Source organism: Alkalimonas sp. NCh-2 (assembly GCF_039631345.1).
Classification (GTDB): domain Bacteria; phylum Pseudomonadota; class Gammaproteobacteria; order Enterobacterales; family Alteromonadaceae; genus Alkalimonas; species Alkalimonas mucilaginosa.
On record NZ_JBDIUV010000001.1, the window covers coordinates 173439 to 196995 of the forward strand.

The 23557-nt window shown below is 53.6% G+C and carries 22 protein-coding genes; 5 read left to right on the forward strand and 17 right to left on the reverse strand.

The annotated features are described in order from the left end of the window. Positions 1–65: 65 nt before the first annotated feature. The 8 genes from ABC502_RS00880 to ABC502_RS00915 all read right to left on the reverse strand — a co-directional run bounded on the left by ABC502_RS00880 (position 66) and on the right by ABC502_RS00915 (position 8781). Positions 66–419, reverse strand: a complete 354-nt coding sequence (locus tag ABC502_RS00880; RefSeq protein WP_330088147.1) for an AzlD domain-containing protein — start codon at positions 417–419, stop codon at positions 66–68. Beyond that, positions 412–1113, reverse strand: coding sequence for an AzlC family ABC transporter permease (locus ABC502_RS00885; protein ID WP_345914603.1), 702 nt, complete (start codon positions 1111–1113; stop codon positions 412–414). The genes ABC502_RS00880 and ABC502_RS00885 overlap by 8 nt, the downstream gene beginning before the upstream one ends. A gap of 9 nt (positions 1114–1122) precedes the next feature. Next, positions 1123–2463: a DEAD/DEAH box helicase gene (locus ABC502_RS00890; RefSeq protein ID WP_345914604.1), complete on the reverse strand. Its 1341-nt coding sequence runs from the start codon at positions 2461–2463 to the stop codon at positions 1123–1125. A gap of 39 nt (positions 2464–2502) precedes the next feature. Continuing rightward, positions 2503–2832 carry a DUF6172 family protein gene (locus tag ABC502_RS00895; protein ID WP_345914605.1) on the reverse strand — a complete coding sequence of 110 codons (330 nt, stop codon included), beginning with the start codon at positions 2830–2832 and terminating at the stop codon, positions 2503–2505. Between the two features lie 197 nt (positions 2833–3029). Continuing rightward, complete coding sequence (locus tag ABC502_RS00900) at positions 3030–6074, reverse strand: efflux RND transporter permease subunit (protein ID WP_345914606.1); 3045 nt, start codon at positions 6072–6074, stop codon at positions 3030–3032. A 13-nt stretch (positions 6075–6087) separates the two neighbouring features. Continuing rightward, positions 6088–7152, reverse strand: a complete 1065-nt coding sequence (locus ABC502_RS00905; RefSeq protein WP_345914607.1) for an efflux RND transporter periplasmic adaptor subunit — start codon at positions 7150–7152, stop codon at positions 6088–6090. Then, positions 7149–7694 carry a TetR/AcrR family transcriptional regulator gene (locus ABC502_RS00910; RefSeq protein ID WP_345914608.1) on the reverse strand — a complete coding sequence of 182 codons (546 nt, stop codon included), beginning with the start codon at positions 7692–7694 and terminating at the stop codon, positions 7149–7151. Before ABC502_RS00910 ends, ABC502_RS00905 begins: the two co-directional genes overlap by 4 nt. A 304-nt stretch (positions 7695–7998) precedes the next feature. Further along, positions 7999–8781 carry a ferredoxin--NADP reductase gene (locus tag ABC502_RS00915; RefSeq protein WP_345915121.1) on the reverse strand — a complete coding sequence of 261 codons (783 nt, stop codon included), beginning with the start codon at positions 8779–8781 and terminating at the stop codon, positions 7999–8001. 354 nt (positions 8782–9135) lie between these two features. On the opposite strand from ABC502_RS00915, the gene ABC502_RS00920 reads away from it, so the two are divergent. Beyond that, a complete protein-coding gene (locus ABC502_RS00920; RefSeq protein WP_345914609.1) occupies positions 9136–10470 on the forward strand; it encodes a serine hydrolase in 1335 nt (444 codons plus the stop codon). A 60-nt stretch (positions 10471–10530) separates the two neighbouring features. Here ABC502_RS00920 and ABC502_RS00925 read toward each other — a convergent pair whose 3' ends face one another. The 4 genes from ABC502_RS00925 to ABC502_RS00940 form a co-directional block, all read right to left on the reverse strand. Further along, entirely contained in the window at positions 10531–11058 is a 528-nt protein-coding gene (locus ABC502_RS00925; protein ID WP_345914610.1) for a cytochrome b, read from the reverse strand. Further along, a complete protein-coding gene (locus ABC502_RS00930) occupies positions 11051–12046 on the reverse strand; it encodes a catalase family peroxidase (protein ID WP_345914611.1) in 996 nt (331 codons plus the stop codon). Before ABC502_RS00930 ends, ABC502_RS00925 begins: the two co-directional genes overlap by 8 nt. A 99-nt stretch (positions 12047–12145) precedes the next feature. Continuing rightward, complete coding sequence (locus tag ABC502_RS00935; protein WP_345915122.1) at positions 12146–13306, reverse strand: MFS transporter; 1161 nt, start codon at positions 13304–13306, stop codon at positions 12146–12148. 239 nt (positions 13307–13545) lie between these two features. Next, positions 13546–14184: an NAD(P)-dependent oxidoreductase gene (locus ABC502_RS00940; RefSeq protein WP_330088134.1), complete on the reverse strand. Its 639-nt coding sequence runs from the start codon at positions 14182–14184 to the stop codon at positions 13546–13548. A 120-nt stretch (positions 14185–14304) separates the two neighbouring features. Here ABC502_RS00940 and ABC502_RS00945 point away from each other — a divergent pair, with 120 nt between their 5' ends. Beyond that, complete coding sequence (locus tag ABC502_RS00945; protein WP_345914612.1) at positions 14305–15216, forward strand: LysR family transcriptional regulator; 912 nt, start codon at positions 14305–14307, stop codon at positions 15214–15216. A gap of 106 nt (positions 15217–15322) precedes the next feature. Here the strand turns inward: ABC502_RS00945 and ABC502_RS00950 are convergent, their stop codons facing one another. The 3 genes from ABC502_RS00950 to ABC502_RS00960 are packed head-to-tail and all read right to left on the reverse strand — an operon-like array spanning position 15323 to position 17512. Continuing rightward, complete coding sequence (locus ABC502_RS00950) at positions 15323–16297, reverse strand: sensor domain-containing diguanylate cyclase (protein ID WP_345914613.1); 975 nt, start codon at positions 16295–16297, stop codon at positions 15323–15325. Beyond that, positions 16294–16509, reverse strand: coding sequence for a hypothetical protein (locus tag ABC502_RS00955; RefSeq protein WP_345914614.1), 216 nt, complete (start codon positions 16507–16509; stop codon positions 16294–16296). Before ABC502_RS00955 ends, ABC502_RS00950 begins: the two co-directional genes overlap by 4 nt. Further along, complete coding sequence (locus ABC502_RS00960; RefSeq protein WP_345914615.1) at positions 16469–17512, reverse strand: DUF917 family protein; 1044 nt, start codon at positions 17510–17512, stop codon at positions 16469–16471. The genes ABC502_RS00955 and ABC502_RS00960 overlap by 41 nt, the downstream gene beginning before the upstream one ends. Positions 17513–17854: 342 nt before the next feature. On the opposite strand from ABC502_RS00960, the gene ABC502_RS00965 reads away from it, so the two are divergent. Both ABC502_RS00965 and ABC502_RS00970 read left to right on the forward strand, forming a co-directional pair. Beyond that, positions 17855–19021, forward strand: coding sequence for a methyltransferase domain-containing protein (locus ABC502_RS00965; protein ID WP_345914616.1), 1167 nt, complete (start codon positions 17855–17857; stop codon positions 19019–19021). A gap of 304 nt (positions 19022–19325) precedes the next feature. Then, on the forward strand, positions 19326–19676 hold the full coding sequence (locus tag ABC502_RS00970; RefSeq protein WP_330088129.1) for a hypothetical protein: 351 nt from the start codon (positions 19326–19328) through the stop codon (positions 19674–19676). Between the two features lie 191 nt (positions 19677–19867). Here ABC502_RS00970 and ABC502_RS00975 read toward each other — a convergent pair whose 3' ends face one another. Further along, the gene (locus ABC502_RS00975; RefSeq protein ID WP_345914617.1) at positions 19868–20683 is read right to left on the reverse strand and encodes a methyltransferase; all 816 of its coding nucleotides are present in this window, start codon (positions 20681–20683) and stop codon (positions 19868–19870) included. A gap of 199 nt (positions 20684–20882) precedes the next feature. Here ABC502_RS00975 and ABC502_RS00980 point away from each other — a divergent pair, with 199 nt between their 5' ends. Continuing rightward, a complete protein-coding gene (locus ABC502_RS00980; RefSeq protein ID WP_345914618.1) occupies positions 20883–21452 on the forward strand; it encodes a gamma-glutamylcyclotransferase in 570 nt (189 codons plus the stop codon). A gap of 136 nt (positions 21453–21588) precedes the next feature. Here ABC502_RS00980 and ABC502_RS00985 read toward each other — a convergent pair whose 3' ends face one another. Further along, positions 21589–23442 carry a GGDEF domain-containing protein gene (locus tag ABC502_RS00985; RefSeq protein WP_345914619.1) on the reverse strand — a complete coding sequence of 618 codons (1854 nt, stop codon included), beginning with the start codon at positions 23440–23442 and terminating at the stop codon, positions 21589–21591. Positions 23443–23557: the final 115 nt, after the last annotated feature.

Genomic DNA, 23557 nt, shown 5'->3' on the forward strand with positions numbered 1-23557 from the left:
GTAAAGCATGTAACCGAATTTAGTTACCAATAAAAATGTAACCAGATATGGATACCAAAAACACCTTAACCACCAGTGCTGATACGAACCAGCAGAATCACCAGCCCATAGCTACTCACTCCTGCCAGTACCGGCCAGCCCAAAGATTTGGTCCATAACCAAACCATGAAGGCAGATAAAGCACCCAGCAAGGTGGCAAGCCAGGTGGACCAGTCCGCAGTAGCAGGTACCAGCGAGACACCAAGCATGGCGGCAATCATCAAGGGTCCAAGCACACTCAGCCAGCCAGGGATCGACGCCAGGCCTCCCTGGCTCTTTTGTTTCAGCAGATGGCGCTGCATCCAGAGCAGCGGCAGGAAACGCATACCTAGGGTGCCTGCGCTCACCAACAGCAAGGCAAGCCAAAAACCATTATCCATTACGATACCCTCCAGCCCGTATAGTCAGCTTTGCCAGGTAAAAGCACAGAGCCCCGGATGCCGCTGCCAGAGGGATCGACGCATTGGTAAAGCCATACAAGGTAAGCAGCATGGCAACAGCGATGGTAGCGCCCAGCGCAATGCTCCAGGTACGTGAGGTAAAACGCGGTGCCAGTAATACCAGAAAGAGGGCTGGCAGAGCAAAGGGCATGATCTCGCCCAGCAAAGGCCAGTGCCGGCTAAGTTCTTCACCGGCGATAGCTCCAGCCGCCGTGCCAGCCACCCAGCTAAACCAGGCCAGCAACATGGCACCGCTGTACCAGCCTAGCCGTTGCTCAGCAGGCAACTGCGGCAGGCGACTCAGCGCCAGGGCAAAGATTTGATCGGTCAGACCGTGGCTTAAAAACGGCCACCAGCGACTTTTGGGCAACCAAGGGGCGATGCTGGGTCCATACACCACATGACGCGCATTAATCAGCAGTGTCATCACCACCACCAAGCCCCAGGGAGCCCCAGCCGCCACCATAGCCACAAACAGAAATTGCGAAGCGCCTGCATAAATCAGAGTCGAGATCAGGATGCTTTGCCAGACACTAAAGCCCGCTTGCACCGCAACCATACCAAAGGAAATAGCGACAGGAATATAGCCCCCCAGTAAAGGAGTGGCTTCACGGGCGCCGTTTTGCCAACTCACTCCCTTACCTTACTTACTACGGCCTGCTTTGGCTTTTGGCCTGGCGTTAGCTTTTGGCCTGGCGTTAGCTTTTGATGGAGCCGCGGCTTTCGGCTTAGCCTTGGCTTTCGAGCCAGCCTTGCCTGAGCGCTCCAGGTCGATGGTGGTTTCAGATGCTTTGTTGGCGCGCCCGGTCAGCACTTTACGCGAAATGCTTTTTAACAGCGAATCGCGGGTGCTGACTTCAAAACCTGGTTTGCTAATGCGCTTAATGGTACTGCCCATTAATTTTTGGATGCGCTCTAAGCTTTGCTCTTCCTCACGGCTGACAAAGGAAATGGCATGGCCCTTAGCTCCTGCCCGCCCGGTACGGCCAATGCGATGCACGTAATCTTCCGGCAAATACGGCAGATGAAAGTTGACCACATAATCCAACCCCTGAATATCCAGGCCCCTGGCGGCTACTTCAGTGGCAATCAGCACCTGCAACTTGGCCGATTTAAAATCGGCCAGGGCCCGACGCCGTGCACCCTGGCTTTTATCGCCATGACACACCGCCGCCTCGATACGGCGCTGCTGCAGGCCAGCTAATAAGCGGTCTGCCTGGTCTTTGGTACTGGTAAACACCAACACCTGAAACCAGTTTTGCTCGGCCAGCAGCTGTTCGAATAACTCGATTTTGCGACTTTCTTCCACCGGATACACTACGTGGTGGACTGTATCCGCTGCACTGTTGGTTTTGGTGACCCGGATTTGCTGGTGATTCTTCAGAATTTTATGCGACAACTCATTGACCGCAGGCGAGGTAGTGGCAGAAAACAACAAGGTTTGTCGGTTACGGGCTGTCATCTGCAGCAATTTCAGCACATCGGTGCTAAAGCCCATATCCAGCATGCGGTCGGCTTCATCCAACACCACGAACTCCACATCGCCTAACATCACGTTGCCAAGCGCCATATGCTCCAGCAAACGGCCGGGGGTACTGATGACTATATCGACGCCAGCCGCCAGTTTACTGGCCTGGCCGCCCATTTTGACGCCACCATACAATGCCGTCACGCTTAGCGGCACAAACTGCGCGTAAGCTGTAATGGCCGTGCCAATTTGCTCGGCCAGCTCACGGGTTGGCGTTACAATCAAAGCCCTTGGACGACGCGACTGGCTAGCTTTCGGGTTGTCCAGCATGCGCTGCAGCACCGGGATAGCAAAAGCCGCCGTTTTACCGGTGCCGGTTTGCGCTGTGACCTGCAAATCCTTGCCCCGCCGGGCCGGTACGATGGCCTGAGCCTGCACCGGCGTCATCTCGTTGTAACCGCACTCGATCAAAGCGCGCTGTAAGTCTGCCGCTAAATCTAAAGATGAAAATTGCATAAGAGTTCCTCTGTAGAATAGCTACAGTTTACAAAAAAATTAATCACTGGCACCGTCAAAATCGCTATCTGTATCGTCACGACGATCGCGTGGCTGATGCGGGCAGGCTCTGGCCAGAATTTCAACATAAAAACCTGGCAAGTCTTGCGCCACAGCCGCATCGATCTGTTTATTGATGTCCGGGGTGAAAATTTTGACGGCCACCTCTTCGGTAGCACCAAAACGGCAATCAAAGGTCCAGTAGTCCATACCCGCTGGCAGCGCTTTACGTCGCTCCCGCTTCAGGTACTTTCTAATTTCATGCTTAATGGCGTCTACCCAACGTGCTGGTTTTAGCCTGGGATGCGTTAACGCGAATGTCTTTTTCATACCTATCCTACCCATATGCACTGCATCAGAAAATCTGGCTGCGCTTAGAAAACGCGCATTCTACATGGAAGCGTAGAAGATAACTGCCACTATCTGCAATTTTTGACAAATCTAATGCAAATTAGCAGCCACACAGGGGCTCAATGTTAAAGACAGGCACCATCCCCGGGGATTAGCCGGGGTATGGTGCGGCCAGGTTAACTGCTTTTTTTACTTTGAATAGAAAACACCACAGCATAGAGCACAGGCACAGCCACCAGCGTCAGCACTGTGGCAAAAGCCAGGCCCCCCATAATGGTCACCGCCATGCTGTTAAAAAATGCATCCCACAGCAGCGGCAGCATGCCCAAAATGGTGGTCAGTGCCGCCAGGATCACCGGGCGGATCCGGCTGATGCTGGCCTGGACAATGGCCTCAATTTTGTCTGGCAGTTGCTGCAGTTGCAGGTCGATTTCATCCACCAGCACAATGGCATTTTTCATCAGCATGCCCGACAAACTTAAAAAGCCCAGCAAGGAAGTAAAGCCAAACGGCAGGCCGGACAACAGCAGTGCTGCCGTCACGCCGCAAATCGCCATCGGCACAATCAGCCAAATCACCAGCGGCTGCTTTAACGAGCCAAACAACAAAATACTAATCACCAGCATCACCAAAAAGCTGAGCGGCAACTGATTGGCCAACGATTGCTGGGCTTCAGCCGAGTCTTCGTATTCTCCGCCTAAGGTTAAACGGTAGCCTGTTGGCAGTGCCAGTTGCTCGAGCTGATCTTTAATCTGTCGCAGCGCCTGGTCGGCCGTGATCCCAAGCACCGGCTCGGCCTCTACCGTCAGGGTGCGAACCCGGTCGCGGCGGTGAATACGGGCTTCTTCGCTGCGGGTGTACAGACCATCAATCACCTGAGTAATAGGAATGTAACTATTGTCGACCGAACTCCAGATCATCCGATCCTGCAGGTTATCGACACTCAGCCGCTCATGCGCCGGTGGCCTCACCACAATCGGAATTTGCCGGTCGGCTTCACGATACACCCCGCTTTGCACCCCGGTGGTGGCGAGTTCCAGCGTTTGCGCTACATCGGTGCGGTTCACCCCGGCCACCCTGGCCCGCTCTTCGTTGAAATCCGGCACAATCACCAGCTCACGCTGCCGCCAGTTTTGCCGGATATCGGTGATGACGCCACTGGCCCGCATGATGCCTTCCACCTGTTGGCCATAGCGACGCAGCTCGGCTTCATCGGCACCGGATAACCGCACCTGCAACTTGGCACCGGCCCCCGGACCAAACATCAGTTGCTGCAAATAGATGGTGCCTTGCGGTAACTCAGGCGGCATTTGCTCGCGCAGCCGCTGCATCAAGGGTGGAATTTCATCACGATGCCCGGTGCGAACAATCAGTTGCCCATAGGCAGGATTGGGCAGCTCAGGCGCATAGGTCAACATAAAACGACTGGCACCACCACCGACAAAACTGCTGACGGACTCCACCTCAGGTTGCTGCAGTAAAAAGTCTTCCAGTTGGGCAATGTCCCGCGACGTAGCCTGGATATCCGAGCCTTGTGGCAGGTAATAATTGACATAGAAAATCGGCGTGTTCGAGGCCGGGAAAAACACCTGCGGCACCTTGCCAAAACCAAGCACACTAATCAGGGTCAGCAATACCAGTCCACCCAGTGTCAGCCAGCGATGACGCAGCGCCCGCTGCAGCAAAACAGCGTAGTGGCGATAAAAGCGCCCGGCATAAGGATCGGCCGAAGCCCCGCTGGCCGGCTTAAACAGGTAATGGCCAAACAGCGGCGTCACGGTGACGGCCAACACCCAGCTCAGCAGCAGGGAAATACCAATCACAGCAAACAGCGAGAACAGAAACTCGCCGGTAGCATCTGGCGACAAGCCAATGCCGGCAAAGGCCATAATGCCAATGACGGTAGCACCCAGCAACGGGATTTGCGTGCGGCCTGCCGCTTCCCGGGCGGCCTGGCGCGAGCTCAGGCCACGCTGCATATTGATCAGCATGGTTTCAGCCACCACGATGGCATTATCAACCAGCATACCCATGGCAATGATCAACGCCCCCAGCGAAATCCGCTCCATCTCAATGTGCCAGAGCCGCATAAAAAATACCGTACCAAGCACCGTCAGCAGCAAAGTAGCTCCCACCACCAGCCCAACCCGCCAGCCCATGGCCAGGCACAGCACGCCAATCACTATCAACACCGACAGCACCAGATTGACGATAAAATCGTTGATGGCTTTTTCTACCACCAGATGCTGCTGGTAAATCGGCTGCAGCGTTACCCCAAGCGGAATTTGTGCCTGCAACAGCTCAAGATGCTGATCAACGGCTTTACCCACATCGACAATATTGGCATCGCTTAAACCGGCCACCGCCAGGGTAAAAGCCGGTTTGCCGTTAAAACGAATGAGTTCGCTCGGTGTTTCCACCGCATCGCGTCGCACTTCGGCTACATCGTAAATACTCAGTTGTTCGGTCGAGCCGGGGTTGCCTATGCGCACGTTTTCAATGGCGGCCACAGAGTCAAGTCCCGGCTTGCTGACCAGCCGCACCCGCTTATCACCCACCAGCACCGAGCCAGCAGAAGCCACCGCATTTTCCGATTGCAGCGTATCGACAATCACCCCAGGGGGTAACCCCAGCCCTAGCAAGCGCTCGTGCGGGATTTCAACGTAGATGGCCTCCTGCGGCTCACCGGCGGTCTGTACCTTGGCTACCCCTGGTACCGTCAGCATTTCCCGCCGTAAAAAGCTCGCCAGCTCGCGGATCTCCCGGTCGCTAAAACCGTCGGCTGTTACAGCATAAAAAATGCCAAACACATCGCCAAAGTCATCATTGACCATCGGAGTCAGCACACCGCTGGGTAGCTCAGGCTGAATATCATTGACTTTGCGCCTGAGCTCATCCCAGATTTGCGGCATTTGGCTGCCATCGTATTTGTCCTGAATCTCGACCCTAATTTCCGACATGCCCGGCATGGATTTCGAGCTGATGCGCTTTAACTGCGACAACTGCTGAATGGCCGACTCCATTTTCTCCGTCACTTCACGCTCGACTTCCTCGGCGGTCGCGCCCGGATAAGGCGTCATCACAATGGCTTCTTTTAAGGTAAAGGCCGGATCTTCCAACCGGCCAATGGTGTTAAGGGCCCATAGACCCCCCAAAAAACACAGCAACACCAGCAACCAGGTGCTGATTTGCTTATCAATGGCGTAACTGGCAATGTTCATGCGTTATCCTCGCTCAGTAAGCCTGAAAGGGGCGTACCCGCTGCCCCGGCTGCAAATGCACGAGACCAGCCGATACCAGTTGATCGCCATACTGCACGCCACTTAAAATATCGACCTGCTGGCCGTGGATTTGGCCAAGCTCCACCTGAACCCGCTCTACCGTCTGGCTGTCACTCAGGTAACGCCAGACATAAAACTGCTCCGGCGTGCCGGTATCAATCGCCGACAAAGGTACCGATAAGCTGCTTTGCTGCAAGGTACGCTCGGTTACCACATTCACCGTCATACCCGGCAGCAGATTCACCCCGGCCACTGGTTGCAAGGCAAAGGATACCCGATAAGTTTGGGTGATGGCATCGGCCTCAGTAGCATGCTCGCGGTAGTGCAGCGCCACCCCATCCGCCAGACCCGGCAGGCGCACCAACACACGGTAATCAGCACTGTCGTTTACCAGGCGCATCAATTGCTCCGGCACATTGATATGCACCCGAAGTTCGCTGATATTCTGCACCCGCAGCACCGGCGTGCCGGCCGCCACGGTGGTATAGCGCTCAATCAAACGGCGGGTGATCAGCGCATCAAAGGGTGCTTCCAGCTGGGTATGTTCCACATTGCGCCGGGCATTATCCAGCGCTACTTTGGCCAGATCGTAACTGGTTTGCAGCTGCTCAAAATCCGACGGCGTTAAAATGCCCTGCTCCCGCAGCGGCCTGGCCCTTTCCAGATCGCGCTGCGCCTGCTCCAGTTGCACCCTGGCTTGTTGCAACGCCAACTGGTAATCGGCAGGATCCAACGCCGCCAACAGCTCACCGGCCGGCACCACCTGGCCTTGCTGTACCGCCAATTCCGTCACCCGGCCACCGACCTGAAATGCCAGATCAACGGTGCTGACCGCATCGACCCGGCCGACAAAGCTGCGACTGCTGTGCTGAGCATCGCCATTCACCGTCACCAGCCTTACCGTCACTGGCGTCTGCTGGTCGGCTTCATCCGGTGCTTTCGAGCAGCCCGTCAACCCAAGTGACACCATTAACAGCAAGGTGAAAGGAACCAGTGTTTTTACCAACAAAGTTTTCATGGCATTAGCTCCTCAGCCCTGCGTAGTATGTAGTGTTGCAACTGCTCTTTTTGCTGGCTAGTAAAGGGCGAAATTGACAACAGATCCTGAAACCAGAGCGCATCGCAGGCCAGCATCAGTAATACCGCTTCCGGGTTATCGCCGCTTTCAGTATTAATATCCTGCACCAGGACCTGACACGCTTGCTGCACTGGGCTCAGCAAGCCAGGCTGCTCGGCAGCAGCCGCTAAAATGGCCATGGCGGTATTGCCCTGCACTTGCTCGGTTAAACGGGCATGCGCCTTGATCATGGAGGTCAGTGCATTGTCGCCCTGCGCCAGCAGTTGCTGCCGGTCAGCTTCGGTGTCATCCACCAACTGCTGCACCATAGCGCTTATCAGCGCTTCTTTGCTGGGAAAGTGATACAGCAGGCCGCCTTTGCTAAAACCGCTGACTTTGGCGACTTCATCCAGCGTTACCTTGCCAGCGCCCTTTTCGGCTGCCACGCTTAGCGCCGCTTCAATGATCTGCGCTTTGGTTACCTTGGCTCGTTTGTTCATCATTCGCCCTCAAAAAACCGTCTGGTTGGTACAGTAGCGCGAATAATATACCGTCTGGTTGGTATAGTAAATAGATCTGTGAACTTATCATCAGCAATGAATGGCTTGAACATATCGAAAAGCGTGCTGCAATGAGTTAGTGGCTGATCTTAGAATCACCATGCAATCAATACGTTGCATGGTGATTCTGTGTGTTGGGTTGTTAATCAATGCAATTTTTTAAGGATTTGCGGCAATTCAGGCCAGCACAAACCTCGTGTACAACCCTGTTGGCAGTGCGATGAGGCATCCGCTGCTAACAAGTAGACTATTTTTCCAAAAAGGCTTGCTCGATGACGTAATCACCTCGCTGACGGGAGTTGGCTTTGCTAAAGCCTCTGGCATTTAAAATGGCCATGGTGTCATCCAGCATAGCTTGATTGCCACACAGCATAAACCGGTCCCGCTCCGGGCTCAGTGGTGGCATGCCCAAGTGCTCGGTGAAGATGTCCGACTGCAGTAAGCTGGTGATCCGCTGCTGATGCAAGGCATGGCGGTACGCTTCACGGGTCACTGTTGGGTGGTAAAGTAATTGGTCCCGCACCCAGTCACCAAAAAACTCATTGTTAGGCAGTTGATTGCAGATCACATCCTGATAAGCAAGCTCAGAAACAGTGCGCACGCCGTGCACCAGAATCACCTTGTTAAATCGCTCGTAAATAGCCGGATCTTTAATGATGCTCATAAAAGGGGCCAAACCGGTGCCGGTGGCCAACAGGTACAGGTTTTCGCCTGGTGTCAGGTGCCCTGCAACCAGGGTACCGGTTGGACGGGTCGAGATGTGCAACGACTGCCCCACCTGAATGTGCTGCAAGCGCGAGGTCAAGGCACCGTCCGGTACCTTGATGCTGAAAAACTCCAGCTCATCTTCGTAGTTCGCACTGGCAATGCTGTAAGCCCGTAGCAGTGGTTTGTTGTCCACTTCGATGCCAATCATCACGAACTGACCATTTTCAAAGGTGAAGCCAGGGCGTCGTGTGGTTTTAATACTAAAAAGCGTATCGTTCCAATGATGAACCTGAGTCACCGTTTCAGTGATAGTACCTCGCATAAACCCCTCATTATCAGTATGCTTAACACAACCACCAAACAAGGCCGCAGCATGTGCTGTATTCATTAGCGCTGTTTGATAATCTGAGAAATCGCCAGAAAAGGCGATGGTACAATACCCGAGTAAAACACTCAACTATTTATCCGAGTATTTTAGTCAAGTATTTGCAGGCACTTGCAAAACCATGCACCAGCATTTGAGTTGCATGCCACAAAGCTGACTCAATAATGCCCCGTGTTTGTGGATGTTCCTTCTGAGTTTTAGCGATTGGTAGCGCCTTCCAAGCCAGTAACACTGGAGCAGACAGCTATTCCTTGTTAAGCTGAATGAAGCCGCCTAATAAGGAGCAGTGCTATGCGTTTTGCGAGTCCGCAGCGAATCTTCGTATCTGTTTTCATCGGGTTGATGGCAACTGCTGTTTTGCCCGTTACAGCGGCGACTTCATCAGTGGAGCCATTAAACGCCGAACAATCCGATCCACGAACGCTCGGTTGGATGCAGGGTTTTCCGCCGCCGGTAGAAAAACGGATCACTCAGCCCGATAGCAACTTCTTTAGTTTCCCTAAGTTACGCTGGAGCGTGTGCCACATGCGTGAGTTACTGCCCACTGCAGCCATTCCGCGCGCCATCGACCACTATGCCCCACTGCCAGAAGCACTCATTGCGTCGATTGACCAATTGCAGTTCACTCCTACAGGGGCCAGCACGCCCATCAGTTGGCACGATAGCCTGGCGGCCAATTATACCGATGGACTTTTGGTGCTCCACCTCGGCAAAGTGGTGTACGAAAGCTATCGGGGCTGTTTGGGCCCACAACAACATCATGCCGCGATGTCGATGACCAAATCCATCACCGGCTTATTGGCGGAAATGCTGATTGCACAGGGGCTGCTGGATGAAAGCGCTCTGGTCGGCCAGCTGATACCAGCGCTTCAGGATTCGGCCTTTGCCAATGCTACGGTAAGGCAGGTGATGGATATGACCACTGCGCTTCAGTACAGTGAAGATTATGCCGATCCAACTGCGGATATCTGGCAATACAGTGCTGCGGCTAACCCACTACCGAAGCCTGCCGGCTATCAGGGGCCAGTGGGTTATTTTGAGTATCTGATGACCGTCCGGGCCGCGGGAGAGCATGGCAAGGTGTTTGGCTATAAAACCGTCAACAGTGATGTATTGGGCTGGGTGCTCGCCACCGTAACCGGTAAACCCTATCACCAGTTGGTGTCTGAACTCTTGTGGCAGCCATTGGGGATGCAACAGGATGCCTACGTGACTGTCGATGGGCTCGGCACACCCTTTGCCGGTGGCGGTATCAGTGCCACCCTGCGGGATTTGGGCCGTTTGGGACAAGCACTGCTGGATGCAACACTAGGTAAACCCGGCGTCATAACGCCAGAGCTGGCCCGCAGCATTCAGGCCGGTGGTGATCAAGCGGCCTTTGCGGACGGTTTTAGCAGTTTAACCGGTGGCAGTTACCGCAGTATGTGGTGGGTCTTTCATAATCCGCATCAGGCTTTTGCTGCCCGGGGCGTGCATGGCCAGACCATTTACATCGACCCGACCGCTGACATGGTGATTGTGCGTTTCGCCTCGCATCCGGTTGCCAGCAACAGCGCCAATGATGCAACCTCGTTACCGGCTTATCAGGCATTGGCAGAGTTCTTGATGCAACAAAATTCAGACTGACTCTTTTCCGAGAAAAGTCACTGCATCGCTTGGTGCAGTGACCTTCTCGCACGCTATGAACTATTTTCGTACCATACTGCGAAACACCCCATCCCGCTTTATCAAGCCGTGATAGAGGGCGGCACAGCTATGCACCACAATCAGCAGCACCAACAGCAGTGCTGCCCAGCCGTGAATTTCGCGGAACAAGCCGTACAGGGCTAAATCGGTATGAAGTAAGGCTGGCAGCGGCAGCCCAAACAAGCTCAGTGGCCGGCCGGCCGCGTTTTGCATTAAATAGCCAGACAGCGGCATCACAAAGAGCAACAGATAAAAGCCAAGTTGCGTGAGCTTCGCAGCCATTTGCTGCATGTTCGGCACACTAGCAGGTAATGTTGGCGTTTCTGAGCGCAGGCGAATGATAAGGCGCACCACAATCGCCAGCAAGGCAATCAACCCCATGGCTTTGTGCCAGGCCAGAAGTTGCTGCTGCCAGGGCCCCAGTGACTTGACCATGGTTAAACCGGCAAATAGCAGGCTAAGCACTAACGCAGCCATCAGCCAATGCATCACCCGCATGGCAAGGGGATAAGTCTGCGGCTTATTCATTGGCACCTCCGACAACCTGCTGCATCAAGACTTCGCGGGCCCGGCGCCGGTGCGATTCGGCATAGGCGGCTGCGCGGGCGCGTAAAATCGGATCTGCCGATGGTGCAAAGCCAGCGGGCAGCACCAAGGGGTCGAAATTAAGCGCATTGCAGGCGCCCTCTTGCTGCACACTGGCTTGCTCAATCACGATAGTACCGGCACTGAGCTGTAGGTTGCTTTCCGGCCAGGGAATAGTGGCGTCGGCCGGATTATCCTTGGCGGTTGCCAGGGTAAACTGCAAGTCAAAGCGCACTGGCCCTTGCTGCAGTCGACTGAAAAACTCTTGCTGCAATGCATCTGCTGCCTCTTCGTCCGCAATAACGCCAGCTTCATCCGTCAGTGGTAAGGCCGTCCAGCGCACTGCTTGCTGTTTGCCTTGCCGGTCAACCAGATAAAAAGCATTAATGCTGTGGTAGCGCTCCGTGGCATAACTTTGGGTTGGCTGATAGTGGCTACGCCATTGTAGAAAATGCGCGCTTTCCGGGTGATCAGCAAAAAACTGCGGCACGGTATTGCTTTGAATGGCCAACAGCTGTTGATAAAACTTTTCCGGCGTTGCTACCGCCATCACCGGCGGTGTATTCATCGCCGTGCGCCATTGATGCACTGTGTCAGGCAAAATGGTTAAAGCCAGGCTGCGCACTGGTGCGCGTAAATCAGGTGCCGTTGGGTTGCTCCCGGCAATTGAAATGCGGCCAATAAAGGGGTAACTGCCAGGCTGCAATGCTTTGGCACTGGAGTAAGCAGCTAATTCTCCGGAGGCCTGAAACTCGCCACTGATGCAAAACCCCTTGGCGTGAGCGCGCCTGAAACCCGCCTGAATTGAGTCGCCTTGTTGTAAATTGACAAAATCCTGGGCACTGACCGGTGCCCGGCCACTCACAGTAACCGCATAAACAGCAGCCGCTACCACGGCTCCCGCCGCAGCAGCAAACAGAACATATCGCATAAGCATGACTTCTTTTGGTTAGACATTCGGATGGTGCTAAAAACCAATAGACCAATACGCTCTGATGGGAAAAGCGATCATAATTTTGTTCTGGCCTGGCTAAACAGTACGGCGCATATCCGGCAGCCAGAATGCCAGTATGCCCAGCAGGGGAAACCAGGCACAGAGCTTGAAAATAAAACCTATGCTGGTGACATCTGCCAGCATGCCAAGTACGGCCGCGGCTATGCCACTGATGCCAAACATCAAACCGTAAAACAGCCCGGAAATCATCCCTACCCTGGCCGGCATCAGTTCCTGAGCAAACACAATAATGGCCGAAAAAGCCGACGACATCACCAGACCAATCAGCACCGTTAATAGCGCCGCGCCGAATAAACTGCTGTAAGGCAGCATTAACGCCAGCGGTGCCGCGCCCAAAATCGATACCCAGATCACCCACTTGCGGCCAAACCGGTCCCCGATAGGGCCGCCGGCCACCGTGCCCACGGCGATGGCGGCCAAAAACAAAAATAGAAACAACTGCGAGTCGGCTACCGATACTTCAAATTTTTCAATCAGGTAAAAGGTGTAGAAATTACTCAGACAGGTCATATAGACGTATTTGGAGAAAATCAGCAGTGCCAGTACCCCCAATGCCTGGCGGGTTTGGCGGGTGCTTAAGCCATTGCCCTTTCTCGCGGCATTGCCTAGCCGCTGCCTGGCATTGGATTGCACCACCCAGCGGCTGACCCACGCCAGCAGCATAATGCCGGCAATGGCAAACAGGCAAAACCAGCCGATGCTGCCCTGGCCGCGCGGGATAATGATCATCGCAGCCAGCAAAGGCCCGAGCGCCGAGCCGGCATTGCCCCCTACCTGAAACATCGCCTGCGCCAAACCATAGCGCCCACCGGATGCCATCCGTGCAACCCGGGAGGCTTCGGGGTGAAAGGTTGACGAGCCCAGCCCTATCATCGCCGATGCCAACAGCAGCATATCATAACGCTGGGCCAGACTAAGCAGCGCCAGCCCCAGCAGAGTAAACACCATGCCAAGTGGTAGCAAAGCGGGCTTGGGGTGTTTGTCGGTGTAAAAACCCACAGCAGGTTGCAGCACAGAAGCGGTCAGCTGAAAAATCAGCGTGATCAGGCCAATCTGGGTAAAGCTGAGCGCATAATCCTGTTTTAGCATCGGATAAATGGCTGGCAATACCGCCTGGATCAGATCGTTGAGCAAGTGCACCACACTCACTGCACCAACCACCGGCACTACCATCATCGCAGGCGTAGAAATTGGCGAAGGTGTTGCTATCGGCGAGGGCGGCAAATCCACTGTTTTTTCAAGACTAGTCACAACAAAACGACCTGAGGAGGAAAAACCAGCATTATATACTCAATCTCTGAGTCTATGGCGCTTGTTTTGCCTCCTTTCGACTGACAGCAACCAGCCGTTGCTCGCTGTTGTTCATGTCGCCATTCAGCACCCGAGAGGGTGGTTAATTTTTATCTGAGCCAATTCTAATAGGCCACACAAAAACGTTGGTTGCTATGCTGTGGCTGCTCCACTTCATTTAGCATCGCCACCGCATAATCGCCATTAGAAATGCGACTTTGCCCCTGACTGTCGGTCAGTAAAGCATCCAATCCCAGGCGGAAGCTTCCGGTTTTTTCGCCCGGGAAAATATCGGCTGCCGGCGATAAAAAGCTCCAGCTCAGGGTGCTCTGGCTACGTAATTGCTGCAATACCTCTGCCGCACCTTCAGCGGTAGCGCGGTATTCTGCCGGGAAATCCGGGCTATCCAGCAGGCGACTGCCATCGGGCAGGGTTAAGGTAGCAGCGCCACCGACCACCAGCAAACGACCTACTTTGGCAGTGCTTGCGGCAGTAAATACGGACTGAAACGCTTTTACATAGTAGCCTTTTACATCCTGCTGGGCATGGCCGCTAAAGGCGCTGATCACCACATCTTTGCCGCGCAATAACGCCGTTAAGGCTGCGGTGTCGTTTATATCCAACCCGACTACTGTTAAGCCCGCTTTGGGTTCAAGCCGCTCGGGTCGGCTCACCACTGCGGTTACCTGATGGCCGCGGCTTAATGCCTCTGCCGTAATGGCCGAGCCGATAAAGCCTGATGCGCCTAAAATGACTAATTCCATACTGTGCTCCTAACGTTACTTTGTGATTCACCTTCAGTGTGCCGCTAGTATGCCCACTCGATTAACGCAGAAAAATAGCCTAATATTAAAATCACTGTTTGGTTAATTAAAACAATAAGCATGGATCACGCCGATTTAAATAGCCTGCAACTGGTGCAGCAGCTTCACCTTGCCGGCAGCTTTACCGCGGCAGCCGAGCAGCTTGGCTGCAGCAAAACCACGATCAGCCTGCAGTTAAAAGCGCTGGAGCAACAATTAGGGGTGGCGTTGTTTCGGCGCACGACGCGGCAACTTAGCCTGACCCAGGCCGGCGAGCAGCTGCTGCACGACTGCCTGCCCCTGCTCGATGAGCTGCAACAGGCCTTGCAACAGTTGCAAAGCAGCGACAAGGTGTTGCAAGGCAGGCTGGTGCTCAGTGCACCGGAAGATTACAACAACCGCATTCTGGCACCAGCAGTGGTTGCGTTTATGGCGCAGCACCCGGCGCTGGAGGTAGAGTTTCGCAGCAGCGATCAGGTGAAAGATCTGATTAAAGAAGGGATAGATTTAACCATTCGCGCCGGCTGGTTAAAAGACTCCAGCCAGCAGGCCAGAAAACTCGGCAGTTTTGAGCAGTGGTTATTGGCCGCCCCGGCCTATCTGGCACAAACCGGCATACCGCAGCACCCGGCCGAATTGGCTTACTTGCGCTTTATTGCCTTTACGCCATTACAGCAACCCCAGCAGTGGCGCTTTAGTCAAACCGATCCGCAGAGCGGCGCAACGGTGCAGCACAGCCAGTATTTGCAGGCGCCCTTTAAAACCAGTTCGACCCAAACGGTCACCGCATTGATGCTGGCCGGAGCCGGCATAGGCATACTGCCCGACTACAGCGCCCGCGAGCTGGTCCAAAGCGGCCAATTAGTCCGGCTGCTGCCCCACTGGCGCTTAGCGCAAGGCGGTATCTATGCGGTCTATCCACCGGGCAGGTTTCGCCCGGCCCGGGTCACCGCTTTTGTCGACTTTTTGCAGCAATATCAGCAGTTGGCTTAGTGGATAATAGGACAAAAGCTTCTGCTTTGTACACCAGGCAAACCAATTAGTCTTTGGGATCTTGCCGTTTGCTGGTTTTATTTTGATACGACCCTGATGTTACTAGTCAGTCCTGTACGCTGTTGCGCCCCGACTGTTTGGCTTTGTAGAGGGCCGTGTCTGCCCGATTCAGCAACTCCTCGAAAGCCGGGATATTGCTGCCGTCACAAGACGCTGCGCCGATACTGACAGTGAATTGGGCATGGTCGCCCTGTGCATTGGCGACCACCTCGCGTTGCGCGATAGACTCCCGGAGCACTTCGGCAAGCTGGTAAGCCCCCTTCATGTTCGTTTCTGGCAACAGCAGGATGAACTCCTCCCCACCAAATCGCGCAACGGTATCGACGCCTTGCCGCACACGCTCTTTGCAGACCTCGGCCACGGCACGAATCACCTGGTCGCCCACCAGATGCCCCCAGGTGTCGTTGATCGACTTGAAATAGTCAATATCGAGCATCAACACGGACAAGGGATGCCGGAAACGTTCTGCCCGTTTGCACTCCTGCAAGCCCAGCTCCATCAGTTTGCGACGGTTGGTCAGTCCGGTAAGGGAATCGGTGGATGCCAATAATTCCAACTGAAGATTAAGGTTTTCGAGCAAGGCATTTTTTTCGGCAAGCAGGCGGTTCATCTGCTCGATTTCGTGTTCTTTGCGCTTGCGATCGTCAATGTTGAAAGTAACCCCCACGAAGCGCTTGCCCTCGGCCGTTGCGGTGCCGTCCATGACCTTGCCAAAGTTGGCAAACCAGATCCATGCGCCATTTTTGGCACGCAGCCGAAACTCACAGCGGTATTGCGGCGTTTTGCCATCCAAATGGTCTTGGACGGCTTGTTGCAGGTGGGGCAAGTCATCGGGATGCACAAGGCCTAAGATCTCCTCGACCGTACCGGCCATCTCGGAGCCCTCATAGCCCAGTTGATCCAATGTCTTCAGGGCTTTGAACGTTACCTCACCAGTGACCAGATCGTTTTCCCACAAATCCAGCCCAGCGGCTTCCAGCGCCAGCGCTAAACGCTCCTTGTTACGATTCAGCTCGTTCATAAACTGCCAGGCGGCAAGGCCCCCGCATAGCCGATATTGCGCAACAGTCCGGAAAACGACGACAACACTCCGGTCGCCTGGTAAAGCTGCGCCGCAGTTTGCACACGGATCACGCTGACAGGCACGCCCGTACTTTGGCCAGTGGTGGCGTCGTAATACAGCGCCAGGTCGTCAGAGGCATTGGAAAAACCGCGCCCGGTCGTCAGAGGCATTGGAAAAACCGCGCCCGGTACCTTCGGAGTAGTAACAGATTGAGTCGGGGGCAATGGCATCAGGCGCACTGCTCGACGAGGAGTACATGATCAGGTTTTCGTTCAGGTTGTAGAGGATGTGCGTCTGGGTACTCTGACTCGGTACTGGCGAGTTGTCAAGCCGGATCAAGCCACAATCCAGCGAGGCGCTGGTGGTCGACTGGGTCACCGAGGTGATGTAGAAGTTGCTCACCAAAGCGGTGGCCACTCGGCCAGTGATCTGCGAAATGGCCTGCGCCACTTCAGCAGTGGACAGTGGTTTCGTAGCGCTCAAGAGGCGCTGTCCCAAGGCTTTAGCCTGTGACAAAGTGCCCTCTATGTAGCTACCTTTCAAAGGGAATCCGTTGCTGGAAATTGACGGCCATAGCGCAATCCCGCTGTAGCCTCCAAAAGCCGCCACCACCCCACCTGCCAGCGTTTCCAACTGGGACGCGGTCCGGGCATTGAGTACCGCCGATTCGACTTCAGCGGCCACGGCCTGATCACTGGCCAAAGCAGCCGGACTGGCCGGCAAAGTAAGACTGCCGCCAAAGGTGGTTTGCGGCAACTCGGGCACGGCTCGTCCGGCGCCGTCGCCATCCACGACCCAAAGCGATCCGGGCAGCAGGGCGGCCGCAATCAGCGGCACCAAGGAGTTGATGGGGCCGATCTCCACTGGGATCAGGCAACCCAATCGAGCGCCGGTGCTGGCATTGAATACCGATAGGGTGTTGCGCGCTGCCTGGGTCACCGCTTCCAGGGACAAACTTTCCGCTGCATTAGGTGAGCCCATGATGGCCAAAACACAGGCATTCGTCATGCCGTCATAGGATTGCACCCGGACAGTACCGCTCCAACCTGTAGCGGCCAGTTGATTCAGAATGGCTTGCGCGTCCTGATAGCCGCCCCCGCCACCACTGGCCAAAACCGCTGCGCCCGCAGCCACTGCATAAAAGTCCGCCAACTCAAACGTCTGTACTTCCATCACATCTCCTGCAACGCACCACGATACACCATCACTGGGATAGCCAGAGGTATAAGAATTATTAAACACACATTCCCCTTCAGCTCAAGTGGATTAACCTAAATTCATCAAGGCTTTTACCACTGAAGCCCAGTGCTCAACTGTGTAGCGCCTCAATAACAAATCTATTTTAGTTGATGAGATTAAAAAGTGCCTGACAAATAGAGTTTAAACCAAAAAACAGTGTAACCTCGATGCCAGAGTTCGGCTGCGGTTCTAAAGCACAGCTAAACACACATCATGGCTTGACCCGTCTATAACTTTATAGTTTATGCTGCAATTTCTTTGGTAAAGGAACCGGCGATGTATCGAATATCTGAACTGGCCAAACTGGCCGGACTATCGCGTACCGCTTTGTTGTATTACGAAAAGCAGGGATTGCTGCGCGCGCAACGCCAAAGCAATGGCTATCGGCTCTATAGCGAGCAAGACAGGCAGCGACTGTATTTGCTGCAACAACTGCAGGCGGGAGGCTTGTCGCTTAGCGAGTGCAAAGCCTGTCTCGATGCCAAATTAAACCAGGGTTTGCTGCAGGCCCGTCTGCAGAAACTGGATCACGAAATAGCACAAAAACAGCAGGCGCGGCATTTGCTGGCCAGCTTGTTAGGGCACTCAACGCTGCGGGCCTGGCATCAGGCCATTGACCAGGCAGCGCCGGATGCTCATTTTTCCTGGCTAAAACAGCAGGGCTTCACTGAAAAAGAAGCCTTGCGCTTAAAATGGTTATCACACGATATGAACGAACACGAACAATACATGGCGGACTTTATGGCCGTCTATCAGGGCTTAAACTATTGGGCGCCAGGCAGCGCGGAGGATACTTTGCGGGCACTGGCACTGCTGACACCGCCACCAGCTACCCTGCTGGAAATTGGCTGCGGCAAAGGTATTGCCACCACCCTGTTGGCTGAGCATAGCACTGCCAGCATCACCGCAATCGACAACGAGCCTACGGCTCTTGAGGCTTTGCAGCAGCAACTGCAAGCGTTGGGGTTCACCAAGCGGGTGACGGCACTTTGCGCCAGCATGACGGAGCTGCCTTTTGCAAAACAAAGCTTTGATGCGATCTGGTCGGAAGGCTCTGCCTACATCATGGGACTGGTGCAAGCGCTGCGCTATTGGAAAACATTCTTAAAACCTGGTGGTTATCTGGTACTAAGCGAGCTGGTCTGGCTAACAGATACGCCAAGCCCCGAAGCGCGTGATTTCTGGCAGCAAGGCTACCCGGATATGCAAAACATCGCGTCTTGCATCCAACGAATGCAGGAGGCAGGCTATCAGCTGGTGGATCAGTTCTCACTCAGCGACCAGGCCTGGCAGAATTACTACCAGCCGCTGCAAGAGCGCATTGATGCGATGAAACCGCAGCTACCAAATTCACGGGCGTTGCTGGATACCCAGCAAGAAATCAACATCTACCAGCAGTACGGCGCTGAGTTTGCTTATCAGATGTTTGTACTTCGATGTTAGTGTTTTGATTAACCTGTCGAATCGATAAATCCTACTGCAGCGGGATTAACTGATATTTAAGTGTGAATGCTGCTATACATCCTAATCCAGTAGGATTAATAGGTTGAAAATAAACCGCCACCCTACTGCAAAAGATTCTCAGCCAAAAAGCAGCTTAACCTCGATTCCTGAGTTAGGCCTGCGGGCCTAAAGAACAGCTAAGAGGTTAATTTTTATCTGACCCCGATATTTTACCCCGATATTTAATTTGTATTTAACTTGCACTAAGTTAATTGGGGCAATCTACAAACATAGTGAGTAAAAAATGAATATAACATCAAAATTTAAACTTGTAGTGGCATTTGTATTAGGCGCTTTTTTGGCATGGGGAGCAACTACTTATTATTTTGTTGCTAGGCTGATGGTTACTCAGACAATTTATGCGGTAAATAACTCAGTCGATTATTATGTGGTGGCGTCACGTCAAAGATCTTATGATGAGATTGTTCTTATACTGAACTCCCGAATTTCATGTGCCCTTGATGAACTTGAACTAATAAAAGAGAGCAACTGGCCGCTAATGAGCGTAGATGAGCACTATCATGATCAAATAGATAAAGCTTATAAATTACGCCAAGTTCCGTGTGATCACCCTTTCAGACTTAATAATGATTGATATTCACCTGAGGGATCCCCACGAATTTAAAGCTCATAGTATCAGCTCTTTTTCAATTTGATCACAGCCCAATCCAGCTCGGCAACCCAATGCATGATTTGCTCTATGACCGCGGCTATCTGGACAGCAGGTAGCCTTAATTTTGGGGTCAGAAAAAAATTAATCTTATCCCTAATAGTGCCTCCCTCCGACTAACCAACAGGCTTTCTAAACCGCAACACCATCTGATGAGCCTCACCAATAGCCAGGTATTTTTCTCTATCGGTTTCACCGCCTGCTAAAGCTGGTGGCAGTGACCAGATCCCGTCTGGGTGGTCGGCGGTATCTTTGGGGTTGTGCAGCAAATCGCTGCTGGCCTCGAAATGAAAACCGGCTTCTGCCGCCAGTTCCAGCCATAACTGTTTGGGCACATAACCAGAGCCTTGCCAATCGGTTTCCAGCTTATCTTCGGGCAACAGCGGTGCCACCACCCCCAGTACCCCACCCGGCTTTAGTGCCCGGTAAAAACTGGCCAGGCCATGGCGCAGCGACTGCTCGCCTTCAAAGATATAAAACTGATTGCGGATAGACAGCACAAAATCAGCGCTTTCAGGCGGCGCTATCGTCATATCGGCGATGGGCGCAAACTCAGTAAGGGTGACATTTTGATACACCGGGTGGCTGGCCAGCTTCTTGCTGTAGTCCGAACGAACGCTTTGCATGTAATTGGAGCTCAGCAAGGTAAAAGCATCTGAGAAGTGCGCTGCGTATAGTTTACCCTGCTCTGCCAACAAGGGCGCCAGCACCTCGGTATACCAGCCAGCACCCGGCCATATTTCCACCACGGTGCTTTGCGGCGTTACACCAAAAAAGCGCAGGGTTTGTTCTGGTTTGCGGGCATCGTCCCGCACTTTATTGGCTTCGCTGCGCACTTCGTGCTGCAGCGCCTGGCTGATATCGGCCGAGGCAATAAAGCTGACCTGGCTGGCCAGCAGCAACAGGCTTAAACGAGCGAACTTAGTGAGCATACCCAGTCCTTGTTCGGTGCATCCATTGAGGTGCATCCATTGAGGTGCATCCATAGAAAAGTATCGATCTAAGGTAACCCTGTTCGCTTGTTTTTAAAAGTGTTTTTAGCCAGCCATACAACTGCCTGATCACGACCGGCGATAAAATTGTTACTATGTCAGGCACCAGCCATGATTTTGTCTGCCAGAGTGGAGCTTTATGTCGCACAACACCATTGCCCTGAACAAACAGCTACAGCCATTGGATCACCTTGATTCCGTCTGGTTGTTTGGTTATGGCTCCCTGATTTACAAGGCGGATTTTCCTTACCTGCAATGCAAACCCGCCTGTATTTATGGCTGGCAACGCCGCTTTTGGCAGGGATCGCATGATCATCGTGGCACGCCACAGGCGCCAGGCCGGGTACTCACCCTGATCGAGGCTCCAGGCGCCCGCTGCGCTGGCATGGCCTATGAAGTAACACCCGATACCTTTGAACACCTCGATCACCGTGAAAAAAACGGCTACCTGCGGGTATTTACTGAGTTGCATTGGCTGGACGAGCCAGGGCAAACGCAAGGCCTGGTGTATTTAGCCAGCGCCGATAATGAGGCTTATCTGGGCCCAGACACGGACGCCGCTATCGCCGCCCATATTGCCAGCAGCGAAGGGCCAAGTGGCCCCAACAGCGACTACCTGTTGCAACTGGCACAAGCACTGAGGGAGATGGATGAGCAGGACGAGCATGTATTTGCCATTGAGCAGCAGCTGTTAAAGCTGCTTAAATAGCTGTCCCCACCTGTTTCGTGGGCTTATCGGAAACGGCTCCCCAGAAATAAATAACGAGAACCCCAGCACTCTGGCTGGGGTTTTTGGGAGACTCGAGATCTGATGTAAGTAGCCTATTTTATTTTTTCTGATCTTACTAATTCTGCTCCTGACTTTTGGTAGTAATGAAGCAACTCCGGTTTCGCCCCTCAGACTTTGCTCGATAAAGTGCCTGATCTGCCATCGTTAAAAGCTCGTTGAACTGCTCCGTACCATGCCCGAACTCGACGGCACCTGCGCTGAACTGAAGCAAGTAGTCTGGGGCGAGTTTCAGGCGCTCGGCTGCAGCTGCGCTGCGCAGACGGTCTAGCACCGCAGTAGCGGCATTCCTGTCGGTGCCCAGCAGTACCAAAAGAAACTCCTCACCACCCCAGCGCCCAAACAGATCACCAGGACGAATCACATTCTTAGCCACGTAGGCAAATCGCCTAAGCGCCTCGTCACCAGCATCATGGCCGTAGCGGTCGTTACAGGTTTTGAAATGGTCAAGATCCAGCAGTACGATATGAAGAGGCTGACGCCGCGCACGCGCCTGCTCGAGCACTTCCTGGGCGCGCGCTTCAGTGTAGCGGCGATTCGGTACCCCAGTTAACAGATCCATGAAGGCCATCTGGCGATACAGGCGTTGATACCTGATCAGTATGATAACAATAACACTAAGCAGAGCTAGCACAACTAAACCGGTAATCAACAGTATTCGGTTACGCTGATTCTTTTCCCGAGTCTCACGTGCTTTCAGTTCCAAGTGTTGCTCCAATTGTTCAACACGAAAGCGCGATTGGAATAAACGGTTGTTGCGAGCCCTGGTACTGCTTTCATAACCCCGCAATTCATGCAGTGCAGACTTTAAATCAGCAATTGCCTCCTCTGCATTACCCAGCGCCGCATGCACATGCCCTCTGACAGAGTAAAAGCGATAACCATAAAAACCAGTCGCCCAGCCAGGCCAGTCCGTTGATAAAGAAGCAAGCAGTTCCATCGCATCACTTGGTCGATTATCCGCCAGCAAAACCGCCGCATAATTGATAATAGTGTCGAAGTAAGTCACATGGTTTACGCCTTTCAGTTGTTCGACACTGACGCTGCAGTATTGCAGAGCTTCTTGCACACGCCCTAGCCGCCCCAACACATCACAAAGTCCGGCCTCTGCGTACACTATGCCAAAGGAGTTATTGGCTAATCTCGCAGCGGCAGCAGAACGACGGAACTGCTGCTCTGCATTGAGTAAAGAGTCCGTGTCTTGCTCTTTAGACCAAGACATAGCATCCATAAACAGCTCGTTAGCGGCCATGTCATGCATCGCCTGCGACTCAAAATAGCTCAGTGCTTCTTCACTTAATGTCCGTGCATAGTCGCTATCGGTTCTGAGCACCACCTGGCCCAGTACCGAGGCAGCCTCAGCACGCATCCATCCCAACTGCTCGCTATCTGCATTTCGGTAGGCATCAGCAGCAAGTTGAAAGGCATCACCATTCAGGGAGTTATAGTCGGCCATCACCGAAGCAAGGCGTATCTTTAGGCACAAGGTTGCCGCTTGATTAGGCGGAAGCTGCAAAAGCTGGTATTTCAAAACATCGATACGCTCGCGGGTAGAGACAGACATATCTGCCCCATAAAGAGCAAAGATAGACAACTGCAACCGCGCAGGATGGTCTGCTGACAATGCTTTTGCCTCTTCAATCGCTTGCGTCAGATCTAGCATCTCCTGCCCAGTCATACGCTGGGCCTGGGCACGGGCAGCTTCGAGCCATGTGCGACGTTCAAGAGAAAGTTTACGCTCCGGGCTCAATGCCTGCTCAATCGCTTGCAAAGCATTGTGAGGCTGGCGGCCAACGTCCTTGGCAAGTGCATCAATCTCAGCATCTTCGCTTCCGAGGCAACTAGCCAACCCTGGCCGGTGAATAATACACAAACAACTAAAGAGCACGATATACTGCAAAAAACTTCTCATCCTTCCTCCCAAACTAGACATTCTCAGGATCTTTCCCCGCATGCGTCCAGTGGCCAACTAATCCATAATCCCCACTTGTCTGGTCGGTGGCGTTGTATTGTCTTCGATGCGATAA